The organism is Vibrio sp. 10N.261.55.A7, from assembly GCF_002877365.1.
GTDB lineage: Bacteria > Pseudomonadota > Gammaproteobacteria > Enterobacterales > Vibrionaceae > Vibrio.
Genome location: NZ_MCWZ01000039.1, coordinates 1 through 8880, shown reverse-complemented (window position 1 = coordinate 8880; position 8880 = coordinate 1). Strand labels below are relative to the sequence as shown.

Annotated in this window: 7 protein-coding genes; 6 read left to right on the top strand and 1 reads right to left on the bottom strand. The window is 42.5% G+C overall.

Annotation, left to right across the window (positions count from 1 at the left end):
* Positions 1 to 29: 29 nt before the first annotated feature.
* Positions 30 to 1661 (bottom strand): methyl-accepting chemotaxis protein, encoded by a 1632-nt coding sequence (locus tag BCU12_RS03965; protein WP_102403086.1) that lies wholly within the window; start codon positions 1659 to 1661, stop codon positions 30 to 32.
* 330 nt (positions 1662 to 1991) lie between these two features.
* On the opposite strand from BCU12_RS03965, the gene BCU12_RS03960 reads away from it, so the two are divergent.
* From BCU12_RS03960 to BCU12_RS03935, 6 genes are all read left to right on the top strand, one after another.
* Positions 1992 to 3188, top strand: coding sequence for a glycine C-acetyltransferase (locus tag BCU12_RS03960; protein WP_102403085.1), 1197 nt, complete (start codon positions 1992 to 1994; stop codon positions 3186 to 3188).
* Positions 3188 to 4219, top strand: coding sequence for an L-threonine 3-dehydrogenase (tdh, locus tag BCU12_RS03955; RefSeq protein WP_102403084.1), 1032 nt, complete (start codon positions 3188 to 3190; stop codon positions 4217 to 4219). The genes BCU12_RS03960 and tdh overlap by 1 nt, the downstream gene beginning before the upstream one ends.
* A gap of 318 nt (positions 4220 to 4537) precedes the next feature.
* Complete coding sequence (locus BCU12_RS03950; protein ID WP_102403083.1) at positions 4538 to 5428, top strand: LysR family transcriptional regulator; 891 nt, start codon at positions 4538 to 4540, stop codon at positions 5426 to 5428.
* A 436-nt stretch (positions 5429 to 5864) separates the two neighbouring features.
* Positions 5865 to 6275, top strand: coding sequence for a hypothetical protein (locus BCU12_RS03945; RefSeq protein ID WP_198599244.1), 411 nt, complete (start codon positions 5865 to 5867; stop codon positions 6273 to 6275).
* A 300-nt stretch (positions 6276 to 6575) separates the two neighbouring features.
* Positions 6576 to 7853 (top strand): phosphatase PAP2 family protein, encoded by a 1278-nt coding sequence (locus tag BCU12_RS03940; RefSeq protein WP_198599243.1) that lies wholly within the window; start codon positions 6576 to 6578, stop codon positions 7851 to 7853.
* A gap of 458 nt (positions 7854 to 8311) precedes the next feature.
* On the top strand, positions 8312 to 8880 hold a 569-nt coding region (locus BCU12_RS03935; protein WP_133153805.1), incomplete at its 3' end, for a serine hydrolase domain-containing protein.

Genomic DNA, 8880 nt, shown 5'->3' with positions numbered 1-8880 from the left:
AGCTATTCAGCTATTCAGTGGCTGGTGGATTACACCTCAAATTCAGCCACTAGGTTATCCAGTTTTTGACACTGTTCCGATAAGCTCATGCAGGCATTGTCTGCACTATTGACCATTTCAACCATTTGGTAGCTGTTGTCGGCAATACGTTGAACGTTTTCGTTTACCTCATTGCTGACGTTTGACTGCTGGCTAGCGGCGGCGGCAATTTGCGTGTTCATCGCATTCATTTGTTCGATAGAGCTGCGAATCTTGTTGAGTGATTCAGAGGCCGAACCTGCCGTATCAATGGTCGCGTTACTGCTGTTTTTACTGGCTTCCATGACAGACACGGCTTGCTTTGCGCCTTCCTGCAATTTCTCAATCATCGATTGAATTTCACCAGTACTCTCTTGAGTTCTGCTCGCGAGTGAGCGTACTTCATCGGCCACGACTGCGAAACCACGACCTTGTTCTCCTGCACGCGCAGCTTCAATGGCGGCGTTTAGGGCCAACAAGTTGGTTTGATCAGCAATGCCACGTATCACATCTAGAATCGAAACAATGTTCCCCACATCCGCATCTAGGGTATGGATCACTTGGCTAGCATTATCAATCTCACTCGATAGGTTGGTGATTGAATCAACGGTTTGGCCAAGAATAGCACTGGTTTGGTCAGCTTCTTCGTTGGCGCTTCCGCTTGCTTGCGCCGCTTCATTTGCATTATCGCTGACGGTTGAGCTGGTCACTTGCATTTCATGGACAGCTGTAGCAACCATCTCGCTCTCTTGCTGCTGATTCGAACTAAATGAAGCGATGCTTTGTGTTAGAGACTTGATGTTTTCCATATCAGCTCGCACTGCATTGGAGGAAATGATCACTTCTTCGACCGTTAGATGAATCTTGGCCACGAACTGGTTAAACGATTTTGCCACTTTACCCAGTTCATCGTCACTGGTGACTTCCATGCGTTTAGACAAATCACCATCACCTTGAGCAATATCGGCCATGGCAATTTCGATGTTCTTCAGCGGTTTGATAACGAATTGTTTGATGATCCAGAAGGCAATTGCCCCTGCGATGAGAGCGATAGCCAATGCAATTTCAACGGTGAGTTTGCTGGAGTCGATTGAGTGATCAACATCATTGCTCAAAATGGCCTGTTTTTCGGCAATTAAGTCACTGAGTGTTGTTAGGCTAGTACGAATAATCTGAAATTCGGCGTCTATCTTCTGTTGATTCGCGCGTAAATAGAATGACGCATTTTCTGGCTTCTCAACCATCGGCTCATAGAGCTTTATCCAACGTTCGGTCGCTGTAACCATTCTATCGAAATCCGCTCGATTCGATGTGGGTAAAAATCCAATATCAAACAAAGTCGACACTTTCTTCATGCGAGGCACCGCGTGATAAGCATTGTCTTTAAATTCGCCAATATGGTATTGGGTTTCTTGCGTCGATTGACTACGAGCGATGCCTTGGGCCGCCACCGTCACCTGATACAGATCTCGGTAAGCACTGTCCAAACTCATCATTGAGGGTTGGACTTGCTGATTGAGCAAAGTATTGAGGTCTTGTTGTTTGTTTGCTTGAATCACTGAAATCAACGTAGAAACAATAAAAACAATCAAAATAGTAAATAAAGGAATATTAATTTTCTGAGATAATGATAGACGATTCATAAGGTTAGCCCATTTAATATGCATGTTATCAAGTATGTCATGCTATTTGAGTTAATTATAGATAGTAGAACGAATATTTACTAAATAATGTATTGATATTCATATCTATTTTTGCGTAATTGATATTGAGTATCGTTACAGCCCCTGCTTGCTCAAGACTTGCTCATATGTTCCTGTGGTTCACTAATGTTTTTCCATGTGGCGGGATAATGGTATCTGAAGAGTTGGTTTAAACTAGTCAAATACTCTTTCGGCGTGCTACTTGTGTCCGAACCCTACAATAAACAACTAAGCTTGTTTAATAATAATTACTAGTGAGGAATCTTGCTGATGTCATCGTCTTTTTACCAACAAATTCAAAATCAAATTGAAGAAGTAAAAGAAGAAGGTTTGTATAAGTCTGAGCGTGTTATTACTTCTGCCCAAAAAGCGTCAGTATCGATTTCTACTGGTGAAGAAGTGCTTAACTTCTGCGCGAACAACTACCTTGGCTTAGCGAACCACCCTGCGCTTATCGAAGCGGCAAAAGAAGGGATGGACGAACACGGTTTCGGTATGGCTTCTGTACGCTTTATCTGTGGTACACAAGATTCTCATAAAGAACTCGAGCAAAAACTATCTACTTTCCTAGGGAAAGAAGACACGATTCTTTACACCTCTTGTTTCGATGCAAACACGGGCCTGTTTGAAACCATTCTTGGTAAAGAAGACGCTATTATTTCTGACGCACTTAACCACGCATCCATCATTGATGGTGTTCGCCTGTGTAAAGCAATGCGCTTCCGTTACGCAAATAACGACATGGAGCAACTAGAACAGCGTTTAATCGAAGCGAAAGAAGCGGGTGCTCGTCATACGCTTATCGTGACTGACGGTGTGTTCTCTATGGACGGTGTGGTAGCAAACCTGCCAGCTATTTGTGACCTTGCAGACAAGTACGACGCGCTAGTGATGGTTGATGATTCTCACGCAGTTGGCTTTATGGGCCAAAACGGTGCTGGTACACACGAATATCACGATGTGATTGACCGTATTGATTTCATTACTGGTACGCTTGGTAAAGCAATGGGTGGCGCTTCAGGCGGCTACACATCTGGTAAGAAAGAGGTGATCGATTGGTTGCGTCAACGCTCTCGTCCGTACCTATTCTCAAACTCGGTTGCACCCGCGATTGTTTCTGCATCTATTCGCGTTATCGATCTTCTTAAAGAGTCTCGCGATTTACGCACGAACCTTTGGGATAACGCAGCGCATTTCCGCGCACGTATGGAAGACGCTGGCTTTACAATGGGTGGCGCTGATCACGCAATCATCCCAATCATGTTAGGCGACGCTAAAGTAGCTGTAGAGTTCGCAGAGCGTGCGTTAGAGAAAGGCATCTACGTGGTTGCATTCTCATTCCCTGTCGTTCCAAAAGGACAAGCACGTATTCGTACTCAAATGTCAGCCGCACATAGCCGTGAGCAGCTAGACAGAGCGATTGATGCCTTTATCCAAGTTGGTAAAGACATGGAGATCATTAAGTAATGAAAATCAAAGCACTTTCAAAACTGAAGCCTGAAGAAGGCATTTGGATGACCGAGGTTGATAAACCTGAAATGGGTCATAACGATCTTCTTATCCGAATCAAGAAGACGGCCATTTGTGGTACTGATGTACACATCTACAACTGGGATGAGTGGTCACAAAACACCATTCCTGTGCCTATGGTAGTTGGCCACGAATACGTAGGCGAAGTCGTTGGCATTGGCCAAGAAGTTCGCGGATTTGAGCTGGGCGACCGTGTCTCTGGCGAAGGTCATATCACGTGTGGTCACTGTCGTAACTGTCGTGGCGGCCGTACTCACCTTTGTCGTAACACGACTGGTGTTGGTGTTAACCGCACGGGTGCGTTCTCTGAATTCCTTGTGATCCCTGCGTTCAACGCGTTTAAGATCCCTGCTGAAATCTCGGACGATCTCGCATCAATCTTTGACCCGTTTGGTAACGCCGTGCACACCGCGCTTTCTTTCGACCTAGTAGGTGAAGACGTGCTGATCACGGGCGCTGGCCCAATCGGTATCATGGCTGCTGCTGTTGCTAAGCACGTTGGTGCTCGTCACGTTGTTATCACTGACGTAAACGAATACCGCCTAGATCTGGCTAAGAAAATGGGTGTGACTCGCGCAGTTAACGTGATGGAAGAGAAGCTTGAAGACGTAATGGCTGATCTTGGCATGACAGAAGGTTTTGATGTCGGCCTAGAGATGTCGGGTAACCCATCTGCGTTCAACAGCATGCTTACAAACATGAACCACGGCGGTAAGATCTCTCTACTCGGTATTCCACCATCAGACATGGCAGTAGATTGGAACCAGGTCATCTTCAAAGGTTTGGTTATCAAGGGTATCTACGGCCGTGAGATGTTCGAAACTTGGTACAAGATGGCATCGCTAATCCAATCTGGTTTAGATCTTTCTCCAATTATTACGCACCACTATAAAGTGGATGACTTCCAAGCTGGTTTCGACATGATGCGCTCTGGAATGTCAGGTAAAGTCATTCTTGATTGGGAATAGCCTTTCCCTTGAAGAAAATGACAAGTAACTGATAGCGAGGCTATATGTGCATAGAATGTTCATATAGCCTTATTTACCTCACTGAAAAGTGACACAACATCCTATCTATTCCCAACCATTCTTTTTATCTATCCCATCTTTGTTTGATGCATTGCAGCATGAGTCGCTCGCTTCTGGCCAAATATAACTATATTAAGTGATTTTTCCGTCCGTTTAGTGATATCAATTCTAATCAAAATGAACAATATTTTGCTAATTGCTACTAATCAAGCTTAGTATCTATAAGTCACGTTTTATTAGGATTCAAATTGGTGCCATATGCTTAATCTTGAACAATTAACCGCGTTTATTGCTGCTGCAGAGAAAGGGTCATTTTCAGCGGCTGCCCGCCACTTAAACAAAAGCCAAAGTTCAGTCAGCATTGGTGTGAATAATTTAGAGTTAGATTTAGGCATATCTCTGTTTGATCGTTCAACCAGGTATCCTAAATTGACGGTTCAAGGTGAGCACCTTTATGAACAATCTAAAGTGCTCATTAGGCAAGCAGAGCGAATTCAAAGTTATGCCCAAGGAGCGACTGAAAACGTAGAAGATGTCATAAGAATTGGTGTGGATCCACTCGTCCCTTTGTATGTGATTGATAGTACCTTAGAAAAAATGGCTGAGCGTTTTCCTTTTACAAGAGTTAAGTTGATTAGAATATCTGGAGATCAACTTCATACCGCCATATTAAACGGTGATGTAGAGCTAGCTTTAAATCTCGCTTCGAAAGCAGTACCAGACAACTTAGATTTTGTCGCCATTGAACAGATCGAGTGGGTGTGTGTGTGCAGTCCTGATTCAGCACTGTCTGATATGGAAAAAGTGGACAATGAAACCCTAATTTCAGAACGTCAAATAGTCTGTACGAGTATGCTAGAAAATAGTGTTTTGAAGAGCACTGGAAAAATATCGCAAGAAATTTGGGAAGCCTCCGAGCAAGATGACATGATTCGCTTAGTTGAACAGGGGTTAGGCTGGGCGTGGTTGCCAAAATTTGTGGCGATAGAAAAGCAAGCTATGGGAACCTTGATTGAATTCAAACCGGAATTTCAAAGCACTAAATTATACTACGCAGCCGATCTTGTTTGGAGAGCAAACACCATACAAGGCCCGGTCATGGAATTCTTGATTAGCCAACTCTCTAAAGTTAAACCAGAAGGCAGTTAGGCAATCAAATAGCTACACAAGTAGGAAGAATGTTCTCTAAAATGAGGCTTATCTTTTAGTGATGAAATTTCCGATCAGTATATAGCTTAGACTTATCGCTAAGTTATAAACTGTTCAATAAATATAGGCTCATATCCTTTGCCGTTTGTTGGGAGGAGAACAGAAATCAGTGTCTATTTTAGCTTGAGCCTATTACCTTATTATCCAACTACCTTCGTTTCTAACCTCACTATTTCACCTTGATTCGACTCTTAACCTATATCGTTAATCATAGAATAACGTCCTGTTCACCACTTCTTTCGCTTTAGTTGCCTGTCCTTAAAAAGTAGTGATTACTTGAAATTCCATGCTTATATATAGATAGCTCCATGAAGTATTCGATTATGGAATACAACCCAATTAAGGAGATAAGCCTTCATCGATTAGGATTAGCGTCATGCAAAATAAGACACTAAGTGAGAAAACGATGAACACAAATAGAATTCAGATAATGGCAGCACTACTGATGAGTATCACCCTACTGTTTGGCCGCGTAGCCATAGCAGACGAACTCGATAGTGGTAATATCTATTCAGCTCAAACCGAACAATATGCCATGGTAAACGCTGTTGGAAAGTTACTCTCTCTAACTAAGTGGAAAGTAGAAGTCGACTTTGGACAGGCGCTCAAAATTGGGGTTAAAAACAAAGATCTGCTAAGGGATTCTGAGGGGAAAGTTATCAATTTTAATTCCCCAATTGATGCTATCAACTACCTTAATAGCCAGGGCTGGGCACTCGTTACAGTTAGCACCGCAGGTGACCAGTTTTCAGCTGTAATGAAGCGAGATGTGATGGAAGAAGAGTAGGAAAACTCATGACTGAGTTAGTACTATATAGACCAAATTAATAGTTCGTAATTTCTATGGTGACCAGCATATTGTTAAAATGCATGGTCACCTTTTTCGTATCTTCAATATCAAGATTTCAATTCTAGATCCCGTTATTTACTTACCCGCTTTAACAACCGAATTTCCATAGCACGTACCGCTTATCAATCTATAACCTTCCATCCGAATATCGAATAGTAACTAACTCATTGATTTCGTCAGTTGTATATATAGTAACGCCATCGAAACATGAGATTGAACGACATCGGGAGATGGGCTATGAAAAGAACAATTGCTGGTATTGTACTGGCTTGCACTGCATTTGGAGGTTTTACACAAGAAGCCCCAAGAGCAAACAACGCCATTACAAATACAATACAAGACGAATACGTAGAAGCGGGGGATACGTTGCAAATTGCCATTCCATTGACTGGCTTATTTGCTGCTTGGTTGCACGATGATGCGCAGGGAGCAAAGCAGTTATTACTCTCTGTGGGTGCTTCTCAAGCTATTGTTCAAACGACAAAGCACGTCGTATCGAGACGTCGTCCTAATGATTCAAGTTCTATGTCATTTCCTTCGGGACATGCCGCTGCAGCGTTTTCTGGTGCTGCTTTTTTGCAGAGCCGATATGGCGCAGCATGGGGTGTTCCAGCCTATGCTGCGGCCTCTTATGTTGCCCTTAGTCGAATGCATGGCAACCGTCATCATGCCGATGATGTGCTTGCGGCGGGAAGTATCTCTTTTCTAGTCAATCAGTATCTTATTTCCCCTTTAAACTCGGAAGATATGATGATGATGGCAATGCCAACTAGAGACGGTTTTGCATTAGGTATGAGCTTTACCAATGACTTTTTTGTTAAGCAATCAAAGCAAGCTTATCAGATTCGAACCTCCAAAAACCTTAAGCACAGGTTTGAGTTCGATATTGGTGTCAACTTGGAGGATAGTCTCGCTAAAGCAGGGTTGCCCGGTGACCAACTGGTCGATGAACACCAGCCTTTTGCAGCGGTCAATTACACTTACCAATTAAGTGACGATAAAGAGTTAGAAGTTGCATTTTCACCTAATGAAACTCGTCGTCGTGGCATTGCAAAGAATGACTTTAGTTATCAAGGGGCAAATTACAATAAAGGAGAAGGTATTTATTTAGCCTTTCGTCAGTGGTCTTTAGGCGCTAACTATTATCATAAAATGCAACTTTCAGATGACCTTCAGGTCAGTGCTGGTGTTGGTATGACTGCCTATTTATTGGATCTAGAAACGGATCTCGAAAATGGAGGCAAACATGCGCGTAATAGCGATGTTAAAGCTTTACCTGGTGTGGTTGCTAAAGTGGACTATGAAATTGCTGATGACCTGCATTTAGTGGCTAAAGTGCAACACAAGCAATGGCAAAGTGACAGAGTCAGTGATGTTGAAGCGGGTGTGCGTTACGATTTAAACAGAGAGTGGGATATTGGCATTGCATACCAAACCCAGAAAGCCGATTGGAAGAGTAAGTCGCTAGTTTATGATACTCAGACCGTCGCTTTTACTATTGCTAATCGATTTTAATTAGCACGCCAACCAAAATTCATGTAGTCAATAAAAGCTGACATTACCGTCGGCTTTTATCTTTTCAATAACTCCCAGCTTAATTTGTTCTTAGCTATTAATAACTTGAGTCGTTGGTCACTTCCTTTCGTAAACAATAAGTTGCTAGTGATGGAAGTGACACAGACAAAAGTGACCTTAATACAGCAATAACTGGAGACGCAACGAGTCTATATTGACCCCGGTATTGATTTAATGTTTATCCGATTATTCCCTGATTGAAACCTGACTACAGCGGATAAAAAGACAGTTATAAAGCGACGGGGGCAATCAGACTATATCGGTAAGTTTTTTAAATGATTTACTGACCATTAAATTACACTTCCATTCGATTATCGAATACTTAATGATTTAATCTATTTATTTTATTGCCTTATTATTGCCTCAACGAAATAGAACTCCACAAAGAGGTTACTACTATGAAAACAGTCATCAAAACAACCGCAGCCATTATTTTAGCTACATTGATTTCATCAAACGCCTTGGCAACACCTTCTGCCATTGGTGGGGATTTTAATCTGCAAGATTTCTACAAACCTTACACATTGAACGAAATCACACCTCAGAATATGCAGAGCTGGCCTTACTACAAGCACGTCAGCGCAAATTGGGATGAGTATGTTCAAACGACAACTGAACAAATTGATGCAGCGAAAACCCCTGTTACCTTAGAGCAAGGAAACGTATTTAATCTAAACGGTACGTTCACAGAAAATAAAACGTACATACAGTCACTGGTAGACACTCAGACGAAAGGTCTGGTTATATTGAAAGACAATCAGGTTTTGGCTGAGTTCTATGACAATGGGTTTGGTGTTAACGATACGAATCTATTGCAATCTGCATCTAAAACATTGGCAGCGGTTGTGACTCATAAACTTATGGATGATGGGTTAATTGGCGCAGAAGACAAGGTAAGTAAAATTCTACCTGACTTTGCTGGTACGACGATTGGAGAAGCGACAGTGCAACAAGTGCTGGATATGGC

What these genes read in the sequence shown, in the direction of transcription:
- BCU12_RS03945 (WP_198599244.1), top strand. Translation starts at nt 5,865, where the DNA reads ATGCAAAATAAGACACTAAGTGAGAAAACGATGAACACAAATAGAATT.
- tdh (WP_102403084.1), top strand. Translation starts at nt 3,188, where the DNA reads ATGAAAATCAAAGCACTTTCAAAACTGAAGCCTGAAGAAGGCATTTGG.
- BCU12_RS03950 (WP_102403083.1), top strand. Translation starts at nt 4,538, where the DNA reads ATGCTTAATCTTGAACAATTAACCGCGTTTATTGCTGCTGCAGAGAAA.
- BCU12_RS03940 (WP_198599243.1), top strand. Translation starts at nt 6,576, where the DNA reads ATGAAAAGAACAATTGCTGGTATTGTACTGGCTTGCACTGCATTTGGA.
- BCU12_RS03965 (WP_102403086.1), bottom strand. Translation starts at nt 1,661, where the DNA reads ATGAATCGTCTATCATTATCTCAGAAAATTAATATTCCTTTATTTACT.
- BCU12_RS03960 (WP_102403085.1), top strand. Translation starts at nt 1,992, where the DNA reads ATGTCATCGTCTTTTTACCAACAAATTCAAAATCAAATTGAAGAAGTA.